This is a genomic window from Microbacterium sp. GXS0129 (assembly GCF_044769785.1).
In the GTDB taxonomy this organism is placed as follows: domain Bacteria; phylum Actinomycetota; class Actinomycetes; order Actinomycetales; family Microbacteriaceae; genus Microbacterium; species Microbacterium nymphoidis.
In genome coordinates this window covers 172866-198325 of the sequence record NZ_JBIZVZ010000001.1, presented here as the reverse complement: position 1 = coordinate 198325, position 25460 = coordinate 172866, and the positions used below count along the sequence as shown (strand labels likewise).

The 25460-nt window shown below is 63.2% G+C and carries 16 protein-coding genes and 1 tRNA gene; 7 read left to right on the top strand and 10 right to left on the bottom strand.

The genetic code is table 11. The features are described from left to right. Positions 1 to 18 precede the first annotated feature (18 nt). The 3 genes from ACIQJ5_RS00860 to ACIQJ5_RS00850 all read right to left on the bottom strand — a co-directional run bounded on the left by ACIQJ5_RS00860 (position 19) and on the right by ACIQJ5_RS00850 (position 2189). Entirely contained in the window at positions 19 to 996 is a 978-nt protein-coding gene (locus ACIQJ5_RS00860; protein ID WP_231090921.1) for an SRPBCC family protein, read from the bottom strand. A 1-nt stretch (position 997) separates the two neighbouring features. Next, positions 998 to 1345 (bottom strand): helix-turn-helix transcriptional regulator, encoded by a 348-nt coding sequence (locus ACIQJ5_RS00855; protein ID WP_231090922.1) that lies wholly within the window; start codon positions 1343 to 1345, stop codon positions 998 to 1000. Positions 1346 to 1412: 67 nt separating this feature from the next. Beyond that, the gene (locus ACIQJ5_RS00850) at positions 1413 to 2189 is read right to left on the bottom strand and encodes an alpha/beta fold hydrolase (protein ID WP_402839890.1); all 777 of its coding nucleotides are present in this window, start codon (positions 2187 to 2189) and stop codon (positions 1413 to 1415) included. Positions 2190 to 2319: 130 nt separating this feature from the next. Here ACIQJ5_RS00850 and ACIQJ5_RS00845 point away from each other — a divergent pair, with 130 nt between their 5' ends. Beyond that, positions 2320 to 2949, top strand: coding sequence for a ClpP family protease (locus ACIQJ5_RS00845; RefSeq protein ID WP_402839887.1), 630 nt, complete (start codon positions 2320 to 2322; stop codon positions 2947 to 2949). Further along, the gene (locus ACIQJ5_RS00840) at positions 2946 to 3533 is read left to right on the top strand and encodes a ClpP family protease (protein ID WP_402839884.1); all 588 of its coding nucleotides are present in this window, start codon (positions 2946 to 2948) and stop codon (positions 3531 to 3533) included. Before ACIQJ5_RS00845 ends, ACIQJ5_RS00840 begins: the two co-directional genes overlap by 4 nt. Before the next feature lie 57 nt (positions 3534 to 3590). Here ACIQJ5_RS00840 and ACIQJ5_RS00835 read toward each other — a convergent pair whose 3' ends face one another. Further along, the gene (locus ACIQJ5_RS00835) at positions 3591 to 3926 is read right to left on the bottom strand and encodes a helix-turn-helix domain-containing protein (RefSeq protein WP_402839882.1); all 336 of its coding nucleotides are present in this window, start codon (positions 3924 to 3926) and stop codon (positions 3591 to 3593) included. A 103-nt stretch (positions 3927 to 4029) separates the two neighbouring features. Further along, positions 4030 to 4965 (bottom strand): alpha/beta fold hydrolase, encoded by a 936-nt coding sequence (locus ACIQJ5_RS00830; protein WP_402839879.1) that lies wholly within the window; start codon positions 4963 to 4965, stop codon positions 4030 to 4032. A gap of 136 nt (positions 4966 to 5101) precedes the next feature. On the opposite strand from ACIQJ5_RS00830, the gene ACIQJ5_RS00825 reads away from it, so the two are divergent. The 3 genes from ACIQJ5_RS00825 to ACIQJ5_RS00815 all read left to right on the top strand — a co-directional run bounded on the left by ACIQJ5_RS00825 (position 5102) and on the right by ACIQJ5_RS00815 (position 7407). Continuing rightward, positions 5102 to 5773 carry a hypothetical protein gene (locus ACIQJ5_RS00825; protein WP_402839876.1) on the top strand — a complete coding sequence of 224 codons (672 nt, stop codon included), beginning with the start codon at positions 5102 to 5104 and terminating at the stop codon, positions 5771 to 5773. 80 nt (positions 5774 to 5853) lie between these two features. Then, positions 5854 to 5927, top strand: a tRNA-Gly gene (locus ACIQJ5_RS00820). Positions 5928 to 6558: 631 nt separating this feature from the next. After that, positions 6559 to 7407 carry a hypothetical protein gene (locus ACIQJ5_RS00815; protein ID WP_402839872.1) on the top strand — a complete coding sequence of 283 codons (849 nt, stop codon included), beginning with the start codon at positions 6559 to 6561 and terminating at the stop codon, positions 7405 to 7407. Positions 7408 to 7532: 125 nt separating this feature from the next. Here the strand turns inward: ACIQJ5_RS00815 and ACIQJ5_RS00810 are convergent, their stop codons facing one another. The 3 genes from ACIQJ5_RS00810 to ACIQJ5_RS00800 all read right to left on the bottom strand — a co-directional run bounded on the left by ACIQJ5_RS00810 (position 7533) and on the right by ACIQJ5_RS00800 (position 16081). Next, complete coding sequence (locus ACIQJ5_RS00810; protein ID WP_402839870.1) at positions 7533 to 8246, bottom strand: TMEM175 family protein; 714 nt, start codon at positions 8244 to 8246, stop codon at positions 7533 to 7535. A 1537-nt stretch (positions 8247 to 9783) separates the two neighbouring features. After that, on the bottom strand, positions 9784 to 11043 hold the full coding sequence (locus ACIQJ5_RS00805; RefSeq protein ID WP_402839867.1) for an MFS transporter: 1260 nt from the start codon (positions 11041 to 11043) through the stop codon (positions 9784 to 9786). A gap of 832 nt (positions 11044 to 11875) precedes the next feature. Then, positions 11876 to 16081, bottom strand: a complete 4206-nt coding sequence (locus ACIQJ5_RS00800; protein WP_402839865.1) for an SdrD B-like domain-containing protein — start codon at positions 16079 to 16081, stop codon at positions 11876 to 11878. A gap of 3119 nt (positions 16082 to 19200) precedes the next feature. Between ACIQJ5_RS00800 and ACIQJ5_RS00795 the strand changes: the two genes are divergently transcribed. Both ACIQJ5_RS00795 and ACIQJ5_RS00790 read left to right on the top strand, forming a co-directional pair. Next, positions 19201 to 21549 carry a LuxR C-terminal-related transcriptional regulator gene (locus ACIQJ5_RS00795; RefSeq protein ID WP_402839861.1) on the top strand — a complete coding sequence of 783 codons (2349 nt, stop codon included), beginning with the start codon at positions 19201 to 19203 and terminating at the stop codon, positions 21547 to 21549. A gap of 69 nt (positions 21550 to 21618) precedes the next feature. After that, on the top strand, positions 21619 to 22563 hold the full coding sequence (locus ACIQJ5_RS00790) for a hypothetical protein (protein WP_402839859.1): 945 nt from the start codon (positions 21619 to 21621) through the stop codon (positions 22561 to 22563). A gap of 163 nt (positions 22564 to 22726) precedes the next feature. On the opposite strand, the gene ACIQJ5_RS00785 is transcribed toward ACIQJ5_RS00790, so the two are convergent. Continuing rightward, the gene (locus ACIQJ5_RS00785) at positions 22727 to 23758 is read right to left on the bottom strand and encodes an amidohydrolase family protein (protein WP_402839856.1); all 1032 of its coding nucleotides are present in this window, start codon (positions 23756 to 23758) and stop codon (positions 22727 to 22729) included. A gap of 128 nt (positions 23759 to 23886) precedes the next feature. After that, positions 23887 to 24573 carry a DUF1269 domain-containing protein gene (locus tag ACIQJ5_RS00780; protein WP_402839853.1) on the bottom strand — a complete coding sequence of 229 codons (687 nt, stop codon included), beginning with the start codon at positions 24571 to 24573 and terminating at the stop codon, positions 23887 to 23889. Positions 24574 to 25460 lie beyond the last annotated feature (887 nt).

Here is a 25460-nt window from a genome sequence, read left to right as displayed (position 1 = left end):
GCGGGCTGCCGATGCGTGTCAGGCGCTGAGCACCTCGCGCTCGAGACGCTGGTACGACGCTTCCATGCCGTCGGCCATGCCGGTGGCGAGGATCATGTCGCGCGTCTCCTTGTCGGGGTACTCGATGAGCACGGTGATGAGGGTGGCGCCATCCTCCTCATAGAGGTTGAGGTCGTTAAGCGTCTCGGTGGGCATCCCCTGCATGCGCTCGGTGGTGACCGCACGGCGAGGCGGATCGAAGATCAGCACCTCGCCTTCGAACCCGAACGGCTCACCCTCGGTGTCTCCGACGGGTGCCCAGGAGTTGCGGAACGAGGCACCCGGCTCCGTGGCGATGACGCACTCGGTCATCTCCCACCCGTCGGGACCCAGCATCCACTGCTTCACCAGATCGGCCTCGTTGTAGGCGCGCCAGACCAGCTCGCGCGGCCCCTCCACGAGACGAGTGATGCGCACGTGCGTGTCGTCGAGCAGCTCGACGACCGTGCCCTTGCCCTGGGCGAACTCCCGGAGCCCCTGCAGCACGGCATCCAGCTGCGCCATCGCCATGCGCGTGCCCTCGACCGCACCCATCGCCACCACCTGCTCCAGCGCCTCCGCGGAATCGAAGTAGCTGGTGTTGACCATGCGGGTGCCGTCGTCGGTGGGCTCGAACGTGAAGGTCATGCGCATCGACGGGAACCCCTCGAGCGGCGTGCCATCCTCATCGGCGAACGCGTCGATCACCTCGAAGCTGTGCGGTGCGTCGATGGCCAGGAACTCCCACGCACCGGACGACTTCTCCCCGCGTGGACCGTTCATCGTGTACTGCGCGCGGCCGCCCACGACGGGGTTCCAGACGGTGAACGTCGCCGGCCATCCGGGAGGCCCCCAGAACCGGTTGAGCTGCTCGGGGTCCGTGTACGCGTTCCAGACACGCTCCACGGGCGCGGCGAGATCGGCGATCACGGTCATGGTCAGGTTGTCGGCATCGGTGACGACGTCGGTGACGGGCATGTCATTCTCCTTCGTGAGGTTCTGCAAGCAGGGCATCGAGCCGGGCGATGCGCGATCGCCAGAGCTCTTCGTACTGGGCGAGAAGCGCCCGCGCACGGGCGATCATCTCGGGATTGGCGCGGACCAGCCGCTCGCGTCCTTCGGCGCGCTTGATGATGAGCTCGGCCGCTTCGAGCACTGCCACGTGCTTCTGCACCGCCGCGAACGACATCTCATACCGGGACGCGAGGGCGGTGACGGACTGCTCGCCCTCGATGGTCCGGCGCAGGATGTCGCGCCGCGTCGACGTCGCCAGTGCGTGAAAGACACGGTCGACCTCCGCTTCGCTGAGTTCTCGTTGTGCAACCATTTGGTTGTACGTTACGGCGTGCGGGGGTGGGTGTCAAGGGGTGGGATCCGGAATCCCCGGCCCGGCGTCAGAGTCGCGCGGAGATCACACGCGCCGTCGCGGCCGGGTCGAGCCGGTGCATGATCGACTCGGGAACGACGATGAGCTCCGCACCCGGGATGTGCTCCGCGGCCCAGTCAGACGCGGCGATCAGGAACGGGAAGGTCTGCTCGCCGCGCAGCACGGTGACGGGACGATTCACATCAAGCAGCTCGGCGTCCGGTCGGCGCATCCGGTGCACCAATCGGGTGTCGTACACGGTGGACTGTGCGAGCGGCGTGAGGGCGGCGAGCATCCCGTTCGTACGGCCGGCCTCGACCATCGCGACAGGCAGGCCGACGGCCTCGAGCTGGAACGTCTCGATCGCGTCGCCGGGGCGTTCGTCGTCGACGAAGGACTGCAGGCGCTCGGCGAGTTCCGGCGTCTGCGCGCCGGAACCCTCGACGTCGATCGGCGGCTCGGAGAGGAAGAGCGCTCCGGTCGGAACGCCCTGAGACGCGGCATAGAGCGCGAGCACGGCGCCGGAAGAGTGACCGAGCACGGCGTCCGCCCCGCCTACCGCGGCGATCACCGCAGCCAGATCGGCCACCTCGTCGTCCGGAGTGGACCCCGGGCGGTCGCCGCTTCCGCCCCGAGCACGGCGATCCCAGGTGACGGCACGGAAGCCGGCATCGGCGAGGGCGTGCGCGAGAGATGCGGCGTCCTCTCCCCGCGACAGCGCGCCGTTCACGATCACGATGGTGCGACCGTCGCCGGTCGCCGAGAACTCGATGGCAGTGCCGTCTGCCGACGTTGCGATGCTCATGCCGTCATCCAAACACCGGCCTCCGACATTGGACGCGGCCCCACGCAGATCGAGTCCCCTCCACTGACAGCAGATCCGCCCGCAGCAGAGACTGCATCCCACCGTCCCTCACCGGAGCCACGATGTCCCCATGAGCGATTCACCCAAGCCACCTCTGTTCACCGATACCGTACGGCGGGAGTTCTACGAGCGCCGCGTGCTCGTCCTCGACGGGCCGCTCGACGACGACAACGGAACCCTCCTCGCCACGCAGCTGATCACGCTGGCGTCCGATGACCCGATCGCCGACATCTCGCTCTGGATCCACTCCCCCGGCGGATCCGTGCCCGCGATGCTCGCGATCCGCGACATCATGCGCACCATCCCGAACGACGTCTCGACGATGGTCCTCGGCATCGCCTACAGCGCGGGGCAGTTCCTCCTGTCGGCGGGAACGAAGGGCAAGCGCAAGGCGCTGCCGCACGCACGCGTACTGATGCACCAGGGTTCCTCGGGCATCGGCGGCGCCGCAGTCGACATCGCCCTCCAGGCCGACGACCTGCGCCACACGCGCGACACCGTGCTCGGCCTGATCGCGGAGGACACCGGCCAGCCGATGGAGCGGATCTTCGAGGACTCGCTGCACGATCACTGGTACTCGGCGCAGCAGGCTCTCGACTACGGCTTCGTGGATCGGATCGTGACGTCGTTCGACGACTACCGACCGCGTGAGCGCGTCTCCGCAGGCTTCTCCCACGCGACGGAAGGTGTACGTCGATGAGCAGCTACACCGTGCCGAACGTGATCGTCCAGCACCCGCGCGGCGAGCGCATCATGGATGTCTACTCCCACCTGCTCACCCAGCGGGTGGTGTATCTCGGGACCGCGATCGACGCCGGTGTCGCGAACACGCTGATCGCCCAGCTGCTGCATCTGGAGGCCGACAACCCCGATCAGGACATCCAGTTCTACATCAACTGCGAGGGCGGCGATCCGAGCGCCATGCTCGCGATCTACGACACGATGACCTTCATCAAGCCCCCGGTCGCCACGACCTGCGTGGGCCAGGCCGTGGCGGTCGGCGCCGTGCTGCTCGCCGCGGGTGCCGCCGGCAAACGGGCATCGCTCCCCCACGGTCGCGTCGTCCTGCATCAACCGGCGGCCCAGGGACGCGGAACGATCCCCGATCTCATCCTGCAGGCCGACGAGGTCATCCGGCTGCGCTCGGACATCGAGGAGGTTCTCGCGCATCACACCGGACAACCCATGGACCGACTGCGCGCCGACACCGATCACGACCGCGTCTTCACCGCCGCGGCCGCGCGCGACTACGGACTGCTCGATCACGTCCTCGCGACGCGCTGACGAACGGAACAGCGATACGGCCGAGTGGGTCCACCGAGTCGCCGTTCCGCTGCGGCGTCAGGCCGCGAGCGCGTAACTCGACCGGGTGGCGCAGAGCTGCGCCGGTGCGGGGGCGTCCACGGACAGGGAACGGGCGACGTCGAGGGTCAGATCCAGGAGAGACGCCCCCAGCGCTGCGCTGACCGCGGCGACGACCTCACTTGACGGTTCCTTGAGCCCGCGCTCGATCTCGGACAGGTATTGCGGCGAGACGCCCGCGCGATGGGCGACGTCGTCCAGAGTGTCGCCGAGCGCCTTGCGGCGGTCACGCAGCGATCCGCCGAGCAGGTGTCGCCACAGCGGGTCCCGCGGCTTCGGACCGGGTGCGGTGTCCTGGGCGGTGGTGTCGGTCATGCCTCATTCTAGGAATCGCGAGCCCACCGGGCGCCAGGAAATCCGCTCACAGCAGAGAGTCTGCAGCACCGGCGACGGGACAGACCCGCCGCCGGTGCCGGTCTCAGCGTGCCGAGATCACGCGCTCCACGAAGTCGATGATCTCGCCGGCGACCTCGTCACGGATCTCCGGCTCGTTGTGCACCTCGTGGCGGAAGCCCGGGTAGACGTGCGCCTGAACGTCGGGGTGCCCGGTCCGGATCAGCCGGTTGGCCACGTGGTAGGCCCCTTCGCCGTAGTTGGCGACCGGGTCCTGGTCGCCCGCGAGGATCAGGATCGGCAGGTCGGAGCGCACGCTCGTGTACCAGTCGTCGCCGTTCGCACGGTCGTAGAGGTCCACGAAACCACGCAGGAAGCGCACCGTCATCGGTGCCCCGAAGTTGTTGAGCGGGTCGGCGAGGTGGTCACGCACCACGTCGACATTGCGGGCGACCCACGCGGTCGGACCGGCATCGGGTCCGAAGCGCGAGACGAACCCGGAGAACACGTCGCCGATGTAGGCGTCAGCGAAGGCGGTCGCGTCGGGTTCGGCCGCGAGCGCGGCACGGTCGAGCTGCGATTCGAGGCCTTCCATCTGCGCGGCGATGCCTCCGAGAATCAGTCCGTCGATCTCCGTGGAGGACTCGCCCGCGAGTCCGCGGGCGATCATCGACCCCCAGGAGTGGCCGAAGACGACGTACGGCAGATTCGGGTACAGGTCGCGCACTCGCGCGCGCAGGGTCTGCTCGTCGGCCACCACCACGGCGCCGGCGTCGTCGCCCGCATCGGCCCAGATACCCGAAGTCATCGCCGTCTTCCCGTGGCCGGCGTGGTCATCCGCGGCAACCACGAATCCCTCGTCGAGCAGCTTCGCGATCAGCCGGATGTAACGCCGGGAGTGCTCCCCCAGTCCGTGCACCAGCTGCACCACGGCGCGGGCCGGCACGGTGGGCTCGTACACCCACGCGTGAATGGTGTCGCGGCCGTTGCGCGACGGGAACTCGATCTCCTTGAGAGCCATGGATCCTCCTCCAACGACGCTTCCGCGCGCCGCCGCTCGCAGGCTAACACCGCCGTTTCGACACGGCGGAACTCTGCACGAACGTGCGGCGCCGCCCTCTCTTCCCCCGGTTTGCGCATCGTGGTGTGATGGAGGCATGAACCGTGGACGACAGACGGCGGCGCTCGCCGCCCTCCTCGTCACGGTCGCACTGGCCGGCTGCACCTCCGGCACCCCTGCACGCCCCTCTCCTGCACCGTCGACCATCGCCCCGGCGATCGAGTCCACCACGCAACCCGCGCCGACCGCGACGAACGGTGTACTCACCGAGAACGCGGTCTCGGAGATCGCTCCGCTGTGGCAGGGCGGCCGGTTCCGCGGATTCGTCACCCCGCCGGACGGGTACGACTACGGCGGCGACTGTCACGACAGCGCCTGGACGGTCCTCGCGCTCACGGAGAAGGCGACGTCGGCGAGCGGTACCTTCCTCGCGACCTCGACGGAGCGCCCCGCACCCAGTCTGGTGATCGCCGTCCTCCCATTCACGACCCCGGAACTCACGAAGAACCTCGACGCGCTGGAGCACCAGCTCACCTCCTGCGTCGGGGCGGCTCCTACCGGCGAGACACTGCAGGAGCCCGCACCCGCGGTCGAGGGATGGTCCGGATTGCACAACGTGGGCGAGAACGAGGACCTCTACTGGGCCGAGTACGACGACGGCATCGTGATGGCACAGGTGAGCCCCGGGATGGCCACGCTCACGTCTGCGCTCTCGACTCAGGCGACAGCGATCTTCGACCGGCAGCTCGAGGTGCTGGCGGCAGGCTGACGCGGGTCGTTTGCCCGAACACCGCCCGCGGGCTAGGCTTGCAACACCCGTTCACCCGCGTGATCACGCGGGGCCGGTACGGGGCTGTAGTTCAATGGCAGAACTTCTGCTTCCCAAGCAGACAGCGCGGGTTCGATTCCCGTCAGCCCCTCCACTGTGAATTCTCAGGCTAGGTGAGACTTTCTCAACTCAGTTGAGACTGAATCACGTTCACCAGCAAGACGCGGCCCCTTTGGGCTTGACCGCTCAGGCGTGGGCCCCTGCACAATGAGTCGCACGACTCCCGTGGCTCTCCCGGAATCGTCGCACCGCGTTTCGGTGAGCTATGCGGCGTGCGGTAGTCATGCATCTCCGGGAGCAAGTGGGTCACGCCATACCTAGACACCTGACCCTCCCCAATCAGAGATCCGATCTATATGCGTGACGAGGTTCCTCTTGGCGAGCTTGAGAGGGATCATGGCGAAGAAGACGTGCTTAAACAACCGACCTTTCCCTTGACATTCGCGCCAAACATCGGGAAGCTTGCTCCCACTGTTATGGGCGGGATATCGATCGCTGTGGATCGGTGCCCCCTTGGAGATGGGAATATTCATGAGCGACACGGGGCGGTCGTGTTGCAGCGCCAGCGAGCGCACATAGCGATGAGCGACACGGCGCAGGGTATTCACACAGGTCTTGTGAATCGCGGAAGGCGATACGCAGACCTTTACGGCCGTTACACCTATCCGTTCTCTCAATCCGCCACACATCAAACGAACGACCGACCGACGAGACAAGGAGTACCCATGAACGAAACCCGCATCGGCACCGATCGCGCTCTGCTGCCTGCCGCCGTGCTTGACGCAGCAGACGAAGTGGCGGCGCTGGCAAACAACTATGAATCCGGACGCTTCGCGATGGGCCTGAGCGGCTCATGGAGCAAAGGCACTTCTGATTCGCTGAGCGACGTCGACTTCCGTTGCTATTCCGACGTACCCCGTCCGACTCCCGACGCAGCCTGGGAGGCCGACTGGAATCGACTCTTTCAACGTTGGGAGGCGCGCGGGCTAGTGCTGGACGGACTCGGCTGGACCACGGTCAGCGACGTGGACGCGATGCTCGACACCTGGCTCGCCGGTCGTGGTGTACCGGAACCGATCGTCTGGACGATCTGGGGATATCACCCACTGACCGACTATTCACGCCAGCTCGCTGTCATCGACCCTGATGGGCTCATCGTCGAATGGCGAGAACGAACGCTGAGCTATCCGGACGAGCTTCGCCGCTCGATCGTCCGCCGCTATCTTCCCGCACTCCAATACTGGCGTGGCGACTACCACTATGCGAACAAGGTCAGGCGGGCGGACGAAGTCTTCCTCGCTGGTCTGACCTCCCTCCTGGTTCACAATCTCCTACAGGTGTTGGCCGCATACAACCGTGTCCACTATCCCGGCGATGGCAACAACCTGCGCTTCGTGAACGCGCTCAAGTACACTCCCGCTGACCTCGTGGCACGGCTCACCGCTGTCCTCAGCCCAGGCGAGAGCGCCGACCGCCTGAGCGTGCAGCACGCTGAGCTCGTGTCGCTCATCGACGACGTGATCGTTCTTCTCTCCGCCGAGTCCGAGTTGCTGGAGGTAAATGAAGTCCACTGAGCGCGTTCGACCCCGAGCAACTCACCATGCTTGCCGAAGTCGTGCACATTGGTGCGCTGCTGGCCTCTCCCAGCGGACCTTGCGTGTCACGCCTTTGCGTTCTCGACCCATGCCAATCCGCAGCTTCATCGCGAGTGCTCTTCGAAACCGCGAGCACGGCGGGAGTCGACGTATGTCGTCCGGCGCATGGGCTGCTCCTCGAGATTTCGACGGCCGAACATCCGAGTGAACGCGCGACTCAGGGGAAATGTCAACGCGAGCAGCAGGAGCGGGTAGTAGCCCAGAACCGGGACGAAAAGGGTGATGGGCAGGGCGACAGCGAGAAGGATCTCCATCGCCAGGTCAGCGGCCAGGCCGCTGGTCAGTCCGGTAGCGCCGGCGTAGGTTGAGTTCCTGGCACGGAGGTAGAGGCGCGTGAACATCGATGCAAGGGATGCGACCATGAGGGTGGCGATATAGAGCAGCTTTGCGATCGCGTCATCTTCAGGCATGAAGCCCGCAACCGCAGTCGACACGGGAAGCCAGACGATGCACAGCATCCAGAAGGCTGTGAGGATCAGCAGCATACCGGTCATCTTCGATACATGTGCGAAGAGACGATGATGATTTGTCCAAAGCACGAAGATCAGGGCGAAGCTGAGGGAGAACTGGAAGATCTGCCCCGACTGAGCGATCAGCCAATCCGCTGTGTCTGCGCCGTCGCGAGCGAGGTCCGAAGTACTGTCCAGGAGCGGCAGGATGAGGATCGTCATCGCGATGGCGACAGTGGCATCCACGAACGCGCGCGTACGTTCCACGCTGAACATTGGCGGGATGCTTCTCTGATCGATATCGTTCACGTCGATGACCGGCCGCCCGGGTCAGCATCGTCACGGACGCTCCACTGAGCCTCAAAGTTCATAGCGTTGTCACGATAGATGACGATCGCTGCGGCGTTTCCCACGCTCATCCCTCATTTCACCCCCAAGGCGCAGCGGCCGGGGTCGACGTATCACGTCCCTGTCGCAGCCCATGAACTCTTCATCTAAGGCCGCAAACTGAACGGAATCAATGCGTAGGTCTACGTACACGAATCAGCAACCCGGCGCATGCTAGTCAACGCACCCGACAAATGTCTCCAGTAGGACCAGCGAGTGCGCCAGCGGTTCGTGGTTTGCGGGATAGAGAGGAGCACCGTGGGCCTTGGGGAGGACCCACGGTGCTCTCAGAGGACGGTGATCGGGCAGTGGTCATCAATAACTGCTTCCCGACATCCGACCACGCTCAAAACCACCCGTCCACGCTCTCGTAGCAGACACAAGAGCATATTCACTATGCCGAGTCCTGAATCGGCAAGAGATACGTAACTCTGCCTACTTCTGAGCCGCAGCATCCGCAACACACAGAAGAGTAGGCGGCAACCGGCGTCAGATCCGAATCGGCTTCACGACAGCTGACGTGCCCTGCCGAATCGATAGCCGGGAACGCATCCGCTGAAGCTCGGGGACAGGACCGATAGGGGCGCGGGCGTGAGGAAGGGGGCGCCGCGCTGATCCTGGTTGGAGAGGTGAGAATACCGGCGGCGCCCCTGTGTGTCAGATCCAGGTAGACCCCGGCGGCCCGAACAACCCCCCGGTAGTTCGAGATCCGCCCCGTGAATCTGACGCTCCCGCGCACTCCCCCGTGCGCGAGCGCCTTCTTACTATCCCGGCCCGCTCACTCGCGAGATATACGTACATATGCGTACTTTTGCGAGATGACGGAATGTTCGATTCGTTCGTAGACAAGGGATCTCGTTGACGCTATCGGGAGAGCAGGTGGCTGTGCCGTTCGGTGGGTACGAGTAAGGCGCGGTCCGTCGGCCCGGATGGGCTCTCGGACCGCGCCTTGTGTCACGGAATGCGGCCTTGGGGTCAGTTCACTCTTGCGCCGTGACGAGGCCACTCCTGGGTGCGGTCTTGGGGGTGCCGGCTGGCGCGCGCTGGCACCCCCAAGCTGTGCGGAGGCTAAACCTCCACTCGGTTACGGCGGCGGAGCACGATGAGCGCACCACCCGTGATCAGGAGCATCAGCGCCAGACCCGACACCGTCAACGTCATAGCGCTGTCACGACAGATGGCGATCGCAGCGGCGTTCCTCACCTTCATCCCTCATTTCACCCCAGGGCGCAGCAGGCGGGATCGTCGTATCACGTCGCTGTCGCCGTCGATGAACTCCTCATCTAACGCCGCGAACCGAACGGAATCAATGCGCAGGTGTACGTACACGGTTCCCGTGTGTGATGGTCGGTCATCAGTGTTTCGGGCACGGCTGAACCAAGGGCGGCGCCTGCGGAGATAAGGGCGACCGCTCCGCCACTCCGCCGTGGCGGTCAGCGCATCACGCGAAACTGCGGGGCTAACGCACGCCGCGGATGGGGATGACGGCGATGCCGCCGAGCACGCTGCACACAATCGCGAAGACATAGAGTCCGACATAGCCGCCGCTCAGGGCGATGCACGCGGTCACAGCGAGCGGCCCAAGTATCTGGGGGAGTTGGTAGGACAGGGCGACGATACCGAGGTCTTTGCCCGCATCGGCGGCGTAGGGCAGGACCTCAGTCATGAGCGCCACGTCGACGGCGATGTACGCGCCTTGCGCGATACCAGCGACAGTGATTCCGGCGATGAACCCGCCAAGATCTCCGGTCACCATCATGATGCCGATGCCGACAGCTGACAGCAGCCCGGAAAGCCAGATGATGGGTTTGCGGCGTCCGATGCAGTCACTAAGCCAGCCGAACACCGCGGCAGAGGCAATGTTTCCGACGAGGAACAGCCCGACGGCGCTGGCCTGCACGGCTCCGGCTTCTGCGGCGCTGTAGCCGAGCTCATCAACGATGAGGAAGAACACATACAGCGACACGGTGAGAACTGACATGGTCATGAAAAACCGGCTCGCCCAGGCCCACGCGAAATCTCGATGCCGGATAGGGCTCAGCCAGTATGTTCCCAGCACCTCACGCGGAGTGAGCGATGGAGGTGGTTCCATGCGCACGGCGTCTCGGTAGCCGAGGAGCAGCAACGCAGCGAGGACCACGCCAATTGCACCCGGGACAACGAACCAGCTCCAGCGTTGGTCGACCGGCAAGGCTGCGACGATCACAACGGAGGCGGCCGTTGCACACCCGCTGGCGATGCCGACGGCGCCGGACACGCGGGCGCGGATGCGGGCCGGGACCTGATCCGCGAGGAGCACGTACTGCGCCATCTGGACGGTGCCGAACCCCAGTTGCGTCACGGCCCACCCGACGGCGAGCCACGCTACGTCCGGTGCGAACGCGAGCACCGCAACACCTGCGATACCCACTGCGAGACCGCCCGCGATCCACGGCTTGCGCATTCCCCATCGGGACATGGTGCGGTCGCTGAGCCGTCCGGCCAGCGGAGTGGAGGTCATGATCACAACGCCGCCGACGGCGGCGATCACTGCCAGATTCTCGTCCTTCTCGTGCGGGGCGAGCAAGGTGAGAGACTTGGGGATCGCCGCCCCAAGCATCGCGGCGATGACGAGCGCAACTGCGAACCATGATCCAATCAGAATCGGAATGAACCACCAGCGCTGACGCTCGCCAACGACGTAATCGCCGGCGAGCGGGCCAGGTGCTGCAGCAGTCATGCGGCCATTGTGCCAGCAGTGTCCTCGGTGAGCATTCGAAGCACCGTAACCACGGTCCTGACCACGAGATAGAGAGGAGGAGCACCGTGGGCCATGGGGAAAACCCACGGTGCTCGCAGAGGACGGTGGGGTCGTTGATCATCAAAACTGCTTCCCGACATCCGACCACGCTCCGGCCACCCGTCCACTCTCTCGTCGCAGATACAAGAGCATGCTCACTATGCCGAATCTAGAAGAGGCAAGAAATACGTAACCTTGCTTACTTCTCGAATGCACCATCTCCGACATGCAGAGAAAGTAGGCGGGAGCCGGTGTCAGGTTCGATTCCTCTTCACGACTGCTGACCGCGGACCTCCTCCGGCAGGACCGACGGGGGGCGTCGTGCAGGTACGACGAAGGGGTGCCGCGCTGATCCTGGTTGGAGAGGTGAGAATGCTAGCGGCACCCCTGTGCGTCAGATCCAGGTAGACCCCGGCGGAACCCCCCGATAGTTCGAGATCCACCCAGTGAATCTGACGCCCCCACGCACTCCTCAGTGCGCGGGCGCTCTATCACTATCTCTCAATGCCCACCCCCAAGACATACGCACATGTGCGTACTTTCACGGAGTGACGGAATCTCCGATTCGTTCGCAGACAAGAGATCTCCTTGACGCTATGGGGAGAGCAGCAAGGCGCGGTCCGTCGGCCCGGATGGGGCTTTCGGACCGCGCCTCGTGTCGCAGTATCCGGCCTCTGGGTTAGTCACTCTTGCGCCGTGATGAGGCCATCAGTGGGTTCGGGTCTTGGGGGTGCCGGCTGGCGCGCGTCGGCACCCCCAAGCTGTGCGGAGGTCAGGCCTCCTGTCGGTTACGGCGGCGGAGCACGATGAGTGCGCCACCAGTGATGAGGAGCATCAGCGCCAGACCCGACACCGTCCCGGCGAGCGCCCCATTCACACCGGTCGTGGCCAGCGGCTTAGGCACGGTGTGCGTGGTGGCGCACTTCGCGTCCGGGCTGCACGCACCGCGCGGGTCAGCGGAGGTGAGGACGTTCGCGATCGTGCGATCGCCACCGGTCTTCACCGTCACCGAGTAGGTGATCGTGACCTTGTCACCGTGGTTCAGATCACCCATCCAGGTGAGCTGGCCATCAGAGACCATAGCCTTCCCACTCGACGCCTTCACATCACCGTTGTAGGTGGCGTCATCGATCACCTTAGACATGTCGTCGGTCACGGTCGCACCCTTGACTGCGCCGTCACCACGGTGCTCCACCGTGAGGGTGTACTCCACCTTGTCACCAGGCTTGACCGCACTGCCTACAGGAACGTTGCTCGACTTCGAGTACACGAACATACCCGGGCCCATCGTCTGCGTAGTGTCACACCCAACCGCAGCGTCACACGAACCACGCTCGTCATCGGTCATCACCGAGTTGCGGATCATCTCGTCACCGCCAGACTTCACCTTCACCGAATAGGTGACAGTGACCTCCTGACCCTTCTCGAGATCACCGTTCCAGGTGAGCATGCCGTTCTCCACCATGGCTGTACCCGCCGAAGCAGTCACATCACCCTGATAGTCAGCATCGTCGAGCACCATCGACAGGTCATCCGTGATGGTAGCGCCCTTGACTCCGGCCGCACCCTCACCCACGTGCTTGACCACGAGGGTGTAGGTGACAACATCGCCCACACTGACCTTCGAGCCTGATGCAGGGTTGCTGGACTTCGAGAACGTGAACGTGCCCGGCTCCACCGAGTGGTCGGTCTCACAACCGGCCTCAGCGTCACAAGAACCACGATCGTCACTCGACATGACGCTATTGAGCAGATGCGCATCGCCCACGAACGACTTCACGGTCACCGAGTAGGTGATGGTGACCTTGTCACCGTACGCGAGGTCACCGTTCCAGCTCAGCACACCATCTACCACCGTCGCTGCACCAGCCGAAGCCTGCACATCGCCGTTGTAGTCAGCATCATCGAGGACACCCGAGAGATCATCCATGATGGACGCACCCGTCACCATGCCATCACCGCGATGCTCCACGTTGATGGTATACGTGACCTTGTCGCCCACCTTCAGCTCAGCACCGTTGTCCACATCAGCGGACTTCGAGTACACGAACATACCCGGGCCCATCGTCTGCGTAGTGTCACACCCAACCGCAGCGTCACACGAACCACGCTCGTCATCGGTCATCACCGAGTTGCGGATCATCTCATCGCCACCGGCCTTCACCTTCACCGAATAGGTGATGGTGACTTCTACGCCATCGGCGAGATCACCCGTCCAGGTGAGCTTCGACCCGTCCACCGTGGCCGTGCCCGTCGAAGCGGTCACATCACCCTGATAGTCAGCATCGTCGAGCACCTTCGACAGATCATCCATGATCGTCGCTCCCTGAACGGGGGCGTAGATCGTTCCCGGGTGCTTCACAGTCACGGTGTACGTGACAACGTCGCCCACGGATACGGACTGGCCAGATGCAGGGTCGCTGGACTTCGAGAACGTGAAGTACCCGTCCAGAAGATCGATCGTGACCTGCAACACGCCACGGTCGGTGAGACCGCGCTCGTCAGTGACCTCGTACTCCAGCGGAGTTACGGGTCCGGTGTAGTCCTTCTCCGGAGTGAAGGTGAACTCACCCGTCGCCGGGTCCACCGTCCAGGTGCCCTCGCCGGGAACCACGACAGTGGTCTCGTCGGTAGGCATACCCGTCGCAGGGTCGATGATCTTCGTCGAAACGATCGGCGTGGAGCCCGGCTTGGTGTCCGGCTTCAACGTCGCAGTCTCATCCGGATGGATCGACTTCGTTTCGTCGCCGGCCATGGGACCCTCGTGCACCAGCACGTCGAGCTGCCCACGATCGGTCAGACCGTTCTCATCCGTCACCTCATACTCCAGCGGAGTCGCGTCCCCATGGAACCCGTCTTCCGGAGTGAAGGTGAACTCACCCGTCGCCGGGTCCACCGTCCAGACACCCTCACCAGGAACGGTGACAGTGGTCTCGTCAGTAGGCATACCCGTCGCAGGGTCGATGATCTTCGTCGAAACGATCGGCGTGGAGCCCGGCTTGGTGTCCGGCTTCAACGTCGCAGTCTCATCCGGATGGATCGACTTCGTTTCGTCGCCGGCCATGGGACCCTCGTGCACCAGCACGTCGAGCTGCCCACGATCGGTCAGACCGTTCTCATCCGTCACCTCATACTCCAGCGGAGTCGCGTCCCCATGGAACCCGTCTTCCGGAGTGAAGGTGAACTCACCCGTCGCAGGGTCCACCGTCCAGGCACCCTCACCAGGAACGGTGACAGTGGTCTCGTCAGTAGGCTCGCCCGTTACGGGGTCGATGATCTTGATCGTGTCGATCGGGGAGTTACCCGGGGTGATGGTCGGCGTCAACGTCGCCGTCTCACCCGGCAGTACCTCTCCACCCTTGTCACCCGCCTCGGGGCCCTCATTCACGAGCACGTCGAGCTGCCCACGATCGGTCAGACCGTTCTCATCCGTCACCTCATACTCCAGCGGAGTCGCGTCCCCATGGAACCCGTCTTCCGGAGTGAAGGTGAACTCACCCGTCGCCGGGTCCACCGTCCAGACACCCTCACCAGGAACGGTGACAGTGGTCTCGTCAGTAGGCATACCCGTCGCAGGGTCGATGATCTTGATCGTGTCGATCGGCGTGGAACCCTCGGAGATCACCGGGGTCAACGTTGCCGTCTCACCCGGGTTGATCGTCTCGGACTCGTCGCCCGCCTTCGGAGGATCGGCGATGTCGACCTTCAGCTCGCCACGATCGGTCAGACCGTTCGTGTCAGTGACCTCGTACTCGAGCGGTGTCACCGGACCGGTGTAGTCCTGCTCCGGGGTGAAGGTGAACTCACCCGTCGCAGGGTCCACCGTCCAGACACCCTCACCAGGGACGGTGACAGTGGTCTCGTCAGTCGGCTCGCCCGTTACGGGGTCGATGATCTTGATCGTATCGATCGCTCCCGAACCGGGAGTGATCGTCGGAGAGAGCGTGGCAGTTTCGTTCGGAAGGATTGACTTCTCGTCGTCGCCCGCCTTCGGCGGCGCGAGCTTAACGATGCCCGCATCGACGGTGAGGTCGTTCTGACCCGCCATCACGGCTACCGTCGTAGCACCCTGAGCATCCACGTTGGAATCAACCGCCCGGTCATCTCCAACGTTCTGCTGAGTGAACGCGTACGGCGTCATCGAGGCCGGGATTTCGAACATGACCTGGTATCCGCCGGCTCCAGCGGCGCGCAGCCCCGCGAAGGAGTACTCGCCGTTGGCGTCCGTCGTGGTCTCGAGAGCCACCGGGTTGCCCAGATCGTCCGTGCCCGACAGCTTCACGGTCGCGCCTGGTACTCCGGCTTCGCCGTCGTCCTGCACGCCGTTGCCGTTCGTGTCTTCCCAGAACCTGTCACCCACGGTTGCACCGATGACGTCAACCTGCGACGAGATCGGACCGAGGTAGCGGAAGGAGGAGAACGAACCATCGCTGTTGAGCATGGTCGCCTCTGCACGAGTCACGTTGACATACTCGTCACCCGCGACATTACCCTTCGGGGTGAACACCAGCTTCGAGGTGAAGTTGTCCGCCGCGGTGAACGGGCCGTCCTTCTTGAAGCGGATCGCGGTGACCGTCGACAGGTCAGACGGGCCGCTCGTGCCCCACTCCGCCCAGGTCGCCGTGTTCACCACGTGCGCGGTGCCGTCGTTCTGATCACCACCGGTCGAGTTGGACTCGTCTGCGGGTTCGATCGACAGTTCCGATGCCGGCTTCGTCGCGTAGTACACGGTGAAACCTGTCGGAACCTCGAGCGACTGCAGTTGGAGCGTGCCCGAGAACTCCGACGCACCGAGAGTGTCGTCAGGATCGGCGTCCACTCCGTTGGAGGGGAAGATGTCGATCATGTCGAAGTGGTTGACGTTGTCGACCGGGCCGATGTTGGCCCCGCCGAGCGTCCATTCGATGTTCTCGTTGTTCGCAGCACCGTCGGCGTTGATCTGCACCTGTGGTGAGGCCGGCGACTTCTCGATCTTCACGCCAGCTGGATTAACGATGCGAACCTGCTGTTCGTCAACACGCAGAGATTCCGTTGAGTTATCACCAATCGCCGAAATACGAGCGGTGTTCGTGTAATAGCCAGGGGCCGCGAGGTTACTGATGCGCACCTCGTACTCGATCGGGTCGATCATCTCCGCTGTGGTGCGTGCGCCAAGGTCCCACTTCACATACGTGTACTCAGATCCACACTCCAGGGCATCGCTGCCTGGCACCGTGGTATAGGGCAGATTCGAGTTCACGAGGATCTGGGATGCAGGGATACAGTCCTCTACCCAAACTTTGCTCGACTTTCCTTCGGTCGCACCTGCGTTCAACGAAGGAGTGATCCGATACGTACGCGTCTGACCTGCAGTGACCTCAGTAGACTCCGACGTCCAGGATCCGGAACTGTTCCTGATCTCCTTATTGATCGATGTGTTGATCGATGACACCTTCAGACGATCGCCGCGGGTTCCCGAGTTGTCATCTGGATTGTAGGTGTTCACTGACCACCCGGCGCGAGCCGCAAGGCCTTCTGGCGTCTCATCACCAGTGACAGCGTTCGTTCCATAGTAGGCGGACCAGTTCGGTGCGATAGTTCCGGCGACGGCATCCTCGCGTGCGGTGAGTCCGATGTTGATGAGCACGCGCCCGGTGTCAGCCGTCGCCGGCGCGACGATGTAGCCGCGTACTTGATTCACCGCCGTGTAGATGCCCTGGGCAGCGAGTGTCACGTCGTTGCCCGGTACCTCGGCGGGGTCGTCGTACCAGGTCCCAGAACCGCACTTGTCGCCGGGTGCCTTAGTCGAACCGCTCGAGTACTGCACCGTCAAGGTCGGGAAGCGATCATAGCTAGGCTGCTTCCAGCCTGCATCGACATTTGCACCTGAGATCCACACAGGATCGCCGTTCGAACCAAGGTACTCACCGACACCATCGTTTGCCGTCTGACCGTCACCGGCAGGCCAATCCTTAGCATTCAAATGGAGAACATCATTGTCCCAGTAGTCACAGAACCCACCAAGATACTGCGTAGTGTCAGGGGTGGCCGCGGGGTTTACGCTAAAGGCAAGCCCGCTAATCGTATCGCCACCGGGGAACACCTGGCCATCACCGCCACCACGCGAAGTCACGTTTACCGGGCCTGAATACATCGCATAACTTGGACGATATGCATTGGCCGGCATGTTTCCAGGGGTACCCGGCACTCCGAAGAAGTACTTCTCCATCGCGCCGCCCGCGGTGACAGTCGTCGTGATGTCCCGGTAGTCGTTGTCAGGGGAGTTCGCGCCATCGGCATTGCTCCGGCCGAGGACATCTGTGACTTCGAATTCCTTCAAGGTGTTATGAACGTTCAGTCGGCTCGTGCTTCCTGTTGTCGTCCCGTACTTCACGGTAGCGGCCCATGGAACGACGATCCGGATGGCGAACGAAACGACCGGGGCACGATTGGTCCCTAGCGAGGCACCAGTGGTCGACTTCGTCGGGAACGTCAGCGCTGTCGTATCAGGGTTAGTGATCGTGATCTTGATCGGCGTGCCCGGACCGCCAGGTTGCGTGCAGTTGATCGTCCCGCTGTCGCGGACCGCATTTGTTTCATCGCCGAGTGAGAGCTTTCCGAATGGCGCGGTCGTCAGACCGGTGTTCGTTGGATAGCAGGACGAGAGCCGCGCCCCATAGGCAGCAAGCTCAGCGGCCGGAATATCAACACCATAAAGACTCAGCGGAGAAACATCATCCGTCAGCGTGATTTCATTCGCCGGGGAAACTCCCTTGCCTCCTGCCGGAACCGAGACCTGGACGGGGAAGATTCCCGTTGAGCAGGTCTGGCTGGTGTCGAATCCACAAGCCCCGTTTGAAACGACGGCGCCGTTCGTGTTCGGCTCCTGCTTAAAGTCATTCTTGGTGACGTCATATCGAGGCTCCGACACAACCGTTGCCGTCAGGGTCTCCGTGACCGCAGGCACCTGGTCCGACGACGCCGAAACATCAACGTTCAGCACGGTCCCGTTAGGCACGTCGGGGCGAACCTTGAGCTCGAACGGGAACTGCAGGTCAGTGTTCGGTCCGACCTTGTCGTCGGGGATCTTGCACTCGAGCGTCTGCTGCGGAGCGGACTGCCACGAGGTCGCCGTCACCGGGATCGTCGGATCTGGCATCGTCGCCGGAGTCAACGAGCTGCCGGCAGGGTCGCAATACTCGGGAAGCGACACGAACTGGGTCCCAACAGGGGCGACGATCCTGATCTTGACGTTCGACTGCGCCTCGGTACCGCGCTGCCCAAGCTCCGCAGTCAACGTCCAGATGTCGTTGGTGCGGATCTTGTCGTTCGTGGTTGACCCATCGATCGGGTCATCGGCGGCGTCATCGGTGCCGGTCTTCTGACCGACGCTCAGCAGGAGGTCCTCGCCCGCGCGCGCCGCTGCTGCGGGCACGTGCTGAGTTTTCTCGGCGGTCTTCGTCGTCGCGCCGTTGTCCTGACCGGCAGACTCTGTCGAAGTCGGCTCCGGCGTCGCTGTCGAGGGGGCTTCCGTCGCCTCATTCGCTGGCGCTGCCGTCGCCTCATTCGCTGGCGCTTCAGTAGCCGTCACCTCCGGCGCATCGGTCGCCTTCGCCTCGGGCGATGAAGGCGAATCTGTGGGTGTCGGGCCGTTGTCGACCGCGTACGCCGGGAGCGTGCCGACGCTGAGCAGAGCGGCCAGAATCGCGGCGGTCGCCGCGGCACGGGCACGCCTGCGCGGCCGACCGCGTTTGCGTTGCTGAGTACTCACGAGTGGGTCCCCTCTTAGTTTGAATGCCGGTTTGAATATGCAGGACGGACACCTCGGGGGCGTCTAGCCTGAGCGCGGGCACAACTGCAGGTACTCGCATCGGCTAGTTCAGCAAGGTTGAAGAGCGCGCGATATACGTATACATACGTACGTGTCGCCGCACGCTGCCGTGCTGGAATCCTGAGGAGGAGGAGTCAATGTCTTCAGAAACGGTTCCCGCGGTTCCCGTTGCCGTCTGGGGCCCTCCGGTCTCAGGACCGGTGGTTACCGCGCTTCATCAGCGTTTGCATCGAGATGGAGCGCTCAGCATCATGGGTCCGAGGGGCTCAGGACGCACATTGCTCGCAGTGGAGCTGTTGACGCGTGCTCAGGATATCGAGGGACCGCCCGTGCTGACGGCTTCCGAGGGGAGCGCTCGTGAGCCGTTAGCGCTGCTTCGCCAGCTCAACCCCGATATCGCGGACGATGTGTCGACCGAGCAGATCGCACGAAGCATGATGCCTCCTACCCGCTTGGTGGTTCGCAACGCGCACCGTGCTGACGCGCAGAGCCTGCGCGTTCTGGCCTTTCTCGCGAAACGCGGCCTGACGAAGCTGGTGCTGACATTGGAGGAGTCTGGCGCGGCCCTACCCGACGAGCTGCGGACGCTGACGATACATCGGCTCGCCCCAATCACTTCCGAGCAGATTGGTGAGCTCGTGGGAGCCCGGTATGCAGCAACGGTGTTGCCCGCGGAGGCGCGGCGGATGCTCGCGGACGCCCAAGCTACGTATCGGACCGTGCGGTGGTTGGTCGACCGGGCCCAGGACGCGGGTTGCGTATCTCTGCTCTCAACAACCTTGTTGTTCGCCCGCGTCCCCCCTGAGGCTCCGGGCCCATGGCGGCTGGGTGAGGGCGGCGACACAAGTATCGAGCGAGCGGCCGCCATCGCGGGTGAGCTGCCGCTTGAGTGGGCGCGCGCCACCTACGGTGAGGCGGAGATCGTCGACCTGCAAGAAGGTAGGCGGCTGGTCGTGGCGGACGGTCAGATACGACCAGAGTCACCAGCTCATGGCGCCGAGATCACCGCACATATGCTGTCTGAGCGGCGACGGGTCGTGGTGCGGTCTCTTCTCGAGGACGACGCACTTGTGTCGAACTCAGATGCAGGGCTCACCGAATCCGCTGCGGCCCGCCTGTCCGACGCAGCGCGTGCCGCCGGCCTAGACTTTCCCAGCGCCCTCGTCAGCCGTGCGCGCCGTGGATATCTTGCTGAAGGCCGTGCACACGCCGCCGCTCTCCTGCCGTTGCCAGAAGAAGCCGGACCCGAGGACCTGCTGCTGCATGCGCTGGCACTCGCGCTTGCCGCGAATCATCTCCGCCTGACTGCGCTCTCCTCCGCCGGCTTTAGCGAAGATCAGTTGCTTGAATTCGCGGTGGTCCTCACGATCGCAGAGTTCCGTGGCGCGCCGCCCCAGATAGCGGATCGCATCGAAGTGATCGTCGCGGCTCTCCCTCAGCCGCATGCGGCGGTCGTGGAGGCGCTTCGGTCCATCACGCTGACTGAGCCGGAATTTGACTGGGATGATCTGGCGGCAGCCACCATGGATGCGAGGCAGAGCGTTGTGGCACGCTCGTTTGCGCTGCGGATACTTGCCCTACGAGCGCTGATGCTCGGTCAGCCACAGACAGCGGCGGATCGGCTTACGCAGGCACGCGCGCTCGCGACGCTTCCCGTCCAGTACGCCATGGATGAGATCATCGCCTCAGCAGTGCTGTTGTTTGCACCAGATGTACAGCTGGATGCGGAACGTGTCATTCTTCCGCCCGATCGAATCCCCACGCAAGATCTCTTTCTCGCTATGATTGCGCTCTACCGCGGTGACCTCGATACCGGGGCCGGGTACGTGCATTCGGCACTGCAGATGCCAGATGCCGACGCGCACTTCCTGACCCCCATTCTGCATGGATTCGCGTCCTTCGCCGCGTCGCTGCTGAAACGCCCTGAAGCAGCCGAACGTCATTTGGAGGCACTTCGATCTGCACCGTCTGCGTTGCCGTTGCTGATGATGGCGCGGCAGTTCACCGAGGCACTTGCGGTTGTGAACATTGAGTCGATCGACCCCGATGTTCGCACTCAGGCAGGGCATGATGTTCTCGAGCGGCTCGGCGATCAGGCAGAGCACGCTGGCTTCCGCGCATTGGCGATCCTTGCCCGGCTTGGCGGGGCATTCATCCTCGACCAGCGTCGCGACTCGCCATTGTTGCAAAAGGTTGTCGCTTCTGCTTTGGAAGATGCTCCCCTCGAAGGTATCTTTCGCACATATTCGCTCGCAGCACACGCATTCCTGTCGGACGACACGCTTACCCTGGCTTCGATCGCGGTGTCACTACACAACCAGGGGTTCCTCTTGGATGCTGTGGGCCTCTCAACACACTTGCCGCTGTCCTCCAGCGGCCTCAGCCGCACGGTTGAGCGCGCAATAACGAGACTCGCTAACTTCCGAGTCGACAGGGTCGCTGACCGTACCGGTCTGGATCGCATCCTCACTCCCCGCGAAACGGAGATCGCCCGGTTGGCAGCTGAGGGGCTCACCGATCGAGAGATTTCCGTGCGCCTTGGCATTGCACAACGCACCGTAAACACTCATGTCACTCGCATCCTGCGAAAACTCGGCGTCCCCTCCCGGAACCGGATCTCGGGCTCTCTCCCCTGACTAATCTCGCATTTCTGAAGCTGTGGCCGGCAGCGTGAAGACCGCCTCCCGGCATACGATGTTGGCACCATGAAGTTCGTCAGACTTACTGCAATAAGTACCGTACTGCTCATGCTCACGGGGTGCAGTTCAACGATCGCGATGACCAATTCTCGCGAGGTGCGCAATGCGGTCGAGCGGGTGCTCGGTAGCGACGGCACTGTGCATGTTGAGATGAAGAGCACTCCCTTCTCAGGATGGTCATGCACGTTCGAGATCCAGTTGACCACCAGGCTCAGCCCTGAGGAGTTCCGCGATGTCGCGCAGGCAGGCGCCGAGGCCGCGCGGGATACAACGCTCGATTCATGCTCGTCAATGACCATCCGTTCGTCCGGCACTAGGCATGACACAACGCGCTTCGTTGCCTCACCTCCGAGCGCGGCGTTGTCGGTTACTGACGACGTTCTGGAAGGAATTGCAGGGCTGGCGTACGACAATCGCGCAGATTGGGTAGGAGTCACCTCAGACTCGCCGGAGACGGTCGATCAAGAAGAAACTGACGTTCCCAGCGTTCACATCTCGCCCAAGGTCAGTCGAGATCTGGGATCGGCGGAGGCAATCGATACCGCACTTGAGGACAGTTTTCAATACGCAGGTGAACTCAGTGCCCAGCCATGGACATCCGCGAGGGGTGTAGACATCTGGTACTCATTGGCTCCGTACAACAACTTTGAGACTCAGCTTCCGATGCCTGCAGAAGCACGGTCAACACATGCAGCCCTCAAATCGCTCGGGGAGCACTTCGTTGGGCGAGGAGAGAGCATCTCTAGCGAAGTTAAGGTCGCACGGGACAGCGCTGCCGTGACAGTCACGGCTCAGACCGTCCTCACGGAGATGACACCTCAGCAGCTCGCTGCGATTCAAGAATTCATTGACACAATTGAATCGTTCCCGCTACCAGTGACGGGTTTCGTAAACACAAGCAACAACGGTGAGCAATCCGAGTACGCGCTTGTCGCTCACTCGTCTCCGTAGTACGGATCGACCACAAGTAGATGTCGCCACCGTGTTGGTCAGCGATGACCCCATCTCAAATGGAGGCTCACATATCGCTGCGCTCGTCACGGTGCCCCAGTCCGATGGCGAGTCGCTCGGGAGCCTCGGGCGACGCGGCGTGGCGTGGCGCCCCTCGGCGAAGTCAGATTCCGAGGAGCCGTTGAGCATTGATGTGAGTGAACTTATCGCGGTCTTCCTGGCTGAGCCCGAGCGAGGCGAAGTAGTCCTTGGTCCCCGTCAAGTTCAAGTACGGATAGTCAGAGGAGTACAGCATTCGATCGATCCCGATGAGTTCCCGAACGAAGTTGAAGTGCGGGCGGTACTCATCACCTAGTTGACCGCTCGGCGACACATAGATCTGGTCGCGAAAGGTCTGCGTGAGAGTTCGGTCCAAGCCGGTAACCGAGGGTGGGAGCGCATCGTCGAGTCGTTGGAGTGAATACGGAACAGTCTCGCCCCAGTGCCCGGTGATCAGCCGCAGATCCGCGTGACGATCCAATGCTCCAGACAGCATGATTCGGATCAGATGAATCGCGGCCTCGTTGTGCCATCCCCAGGCGTAAGAGGCCAGGAGCGCACTCACTTCGTTGTTACGAAGGTTCTCGAAGTAGGCGGCCCGGACGGCCGGGTTTGGAACATTGGGATGAAGGAAGAGTGGTTTCTTGACTCGCGCGAAAGCCGCCAGGACCGACTCGAACTGCGGCTGATCCAGGAACTGTCCGCCAACCGTGCCACAGATCATGGCTCCGACGAACCCGTGCTCCTCGACCGTTCGGTGCAACTCGGCCACTGTCTCATCGACATCGGTCCAGGGCAAACCGGCGAAGGCACGGAATCGGTCCGGGTGCTCCGCGACACTTGTGGCGAGGTCATCGTTCGCCTGCCTCGTGATCGCGACGATCTCGTCGCCTCCGATGTACTGGGTAGCGGCACTGTTCGAGAGGCTGAGAATCTGGACATCGATACCTTCGGCATCCATCGCGGCGATGCGCCCCTCCCCGGTGTCGTACACCAGATCGTTCGCCCGCTCTGTGCTCTCGATTTGTGGGCGAGTGAGCCGACGCGGGGGCTCACTGACGATGTTCGCGAGGAACCCACCCTCGACCGCAAATCTGCTGCTGGCCCCGCGAGACACTGCAGCATCCACGTAGTGTTCTTCCAAACCGATCAGCATGGTATTCCCCTCACTCGGTAGCCTTCTCTTCACGACGTCGACATTCAACGGCGGCACTCATGTACAACGTGGACTGGGACGCCAGATACTGACGCCCCAGTACTCCTCTTCTGGAGTGCAGCTGAGGTCTAGCTTTCGTTCTTGCCGCGGTGCAGCCTCGAAGCGAGCTTCTCGATCCGCTCGGAGTGCTTCTCCTTGCGCTCAACGCGCTTCTGCTCGCGGAGTTCTCGCCTCGCGGCCTTCTGCGCCGCTTCAGCGGCAGCATCCTCCGCCTCCAACTCACTCAGCACCTCGTCGAGAGGACGGCGCATAATCGTGCCGTCAAGTTCACCCACAGCTTGGTCGAGCGATGCGCGAGACGTCTCGTCAAGTTCAAGAATGAGAGCGTTGCCGCCGACCGGAATGAGCTTCGCGAAACTTTCGATCACTCCAAGACCCCTGCCATCCCGCTCGGCGTCAGCGATTGCGCCGCCGACGGCACCCGCAGTCAAACCAAGCAGTGCACCCACTGGGCCGCCCAACGCGCCTACCAAGAGCCCGATCAGGCCACCACCAAACGTGGCAGCCCCGCCACCGGCATCTCCGCCCTCAGGGATGCGGATGCTGCCCGAAGCATCTCGCTCAACGAGGGCCAGAGCCACGATCCCCAGGATCCCAGCGTTATCACCGAGCCGAGATTTCGCCTCAAAGGTTTTGGCGTTGTCCCGGAACACCACAATCGCCGCAACGTCTCCCATGTTTCTCCTCGCTTCGATCAGAACTGAGATCGTCGTGATCGTTCGAAGCACGCCACTGTCCCAGTCGGTGACGTCCATCAGACCTGGAAACACGAAGGGTCTCAATACGTACTCCTACCTACATGAACTGGTGCCGCAGCGCGTCCCGATCGAGGCGGCGCTACTTGGTCGGCCACTTGACCTCGTAGCAGCGCAAGGTACGTACATATGCGTATTCCGTGCAGTCCTGCGAGGCGGCATGCTCGAAGCATGCTCACAGTTCGGGACTGGTGAGCGCCGGTCGGCCCCGGAGGGAGACAGCGTAGCGGGGGCTACGTGAGGTCAGGACTCCGGTACCCCAAGCCGATCGAAATGTGGTCCAGGGTGCCCGCCCCAGTCGACTAGCCGCGACCTGGGCCCCTGGGCCACCCTCACGCCGAGCCTCATCGCAACGTGACCCTCAAGGTCAGGGGTTAGACTCCCACTCCAGAGGTCACGGCCGTGTCGCCGATACTGCAGCGCCCTTGCGCCACTCACGCTCAGCCCTCGACTTCGCGACCGCTACGAACACTGTTCGCGCAATAGCCCCCATCACGAGCGCTGTCGGCAACGCCACCCAAGCGATGAGAACTGGGACCCATGAGCCGTTCAGCACCGCAGCGATGCTCACCAGCGCCGCCACAGCCCAGGTCCCAGCCCCACCACCAGCCAAGCCACCCTCGTCAGCGACCACCGCCCACAGGGTAACCGCAGCGGCTCCGACCGCAATCACGGCACCGCTATATCCGATGACCGAACAGAACACACCGATGCCGCCCAGAGCCCCCATCGCTTCCCCAGTTCTCTTTTCTCGTGGTAGCGCCTTTCGCGCTCGGCTCGACGTCGCCGCTGGCAGTTTGATCGTCGACCGCACAACCTACTTAGTGCTCCAAACGCCCCGACGAGCGCACCTCACTAGGAGAGGCGGAGATCACTGGCCTCAAGTT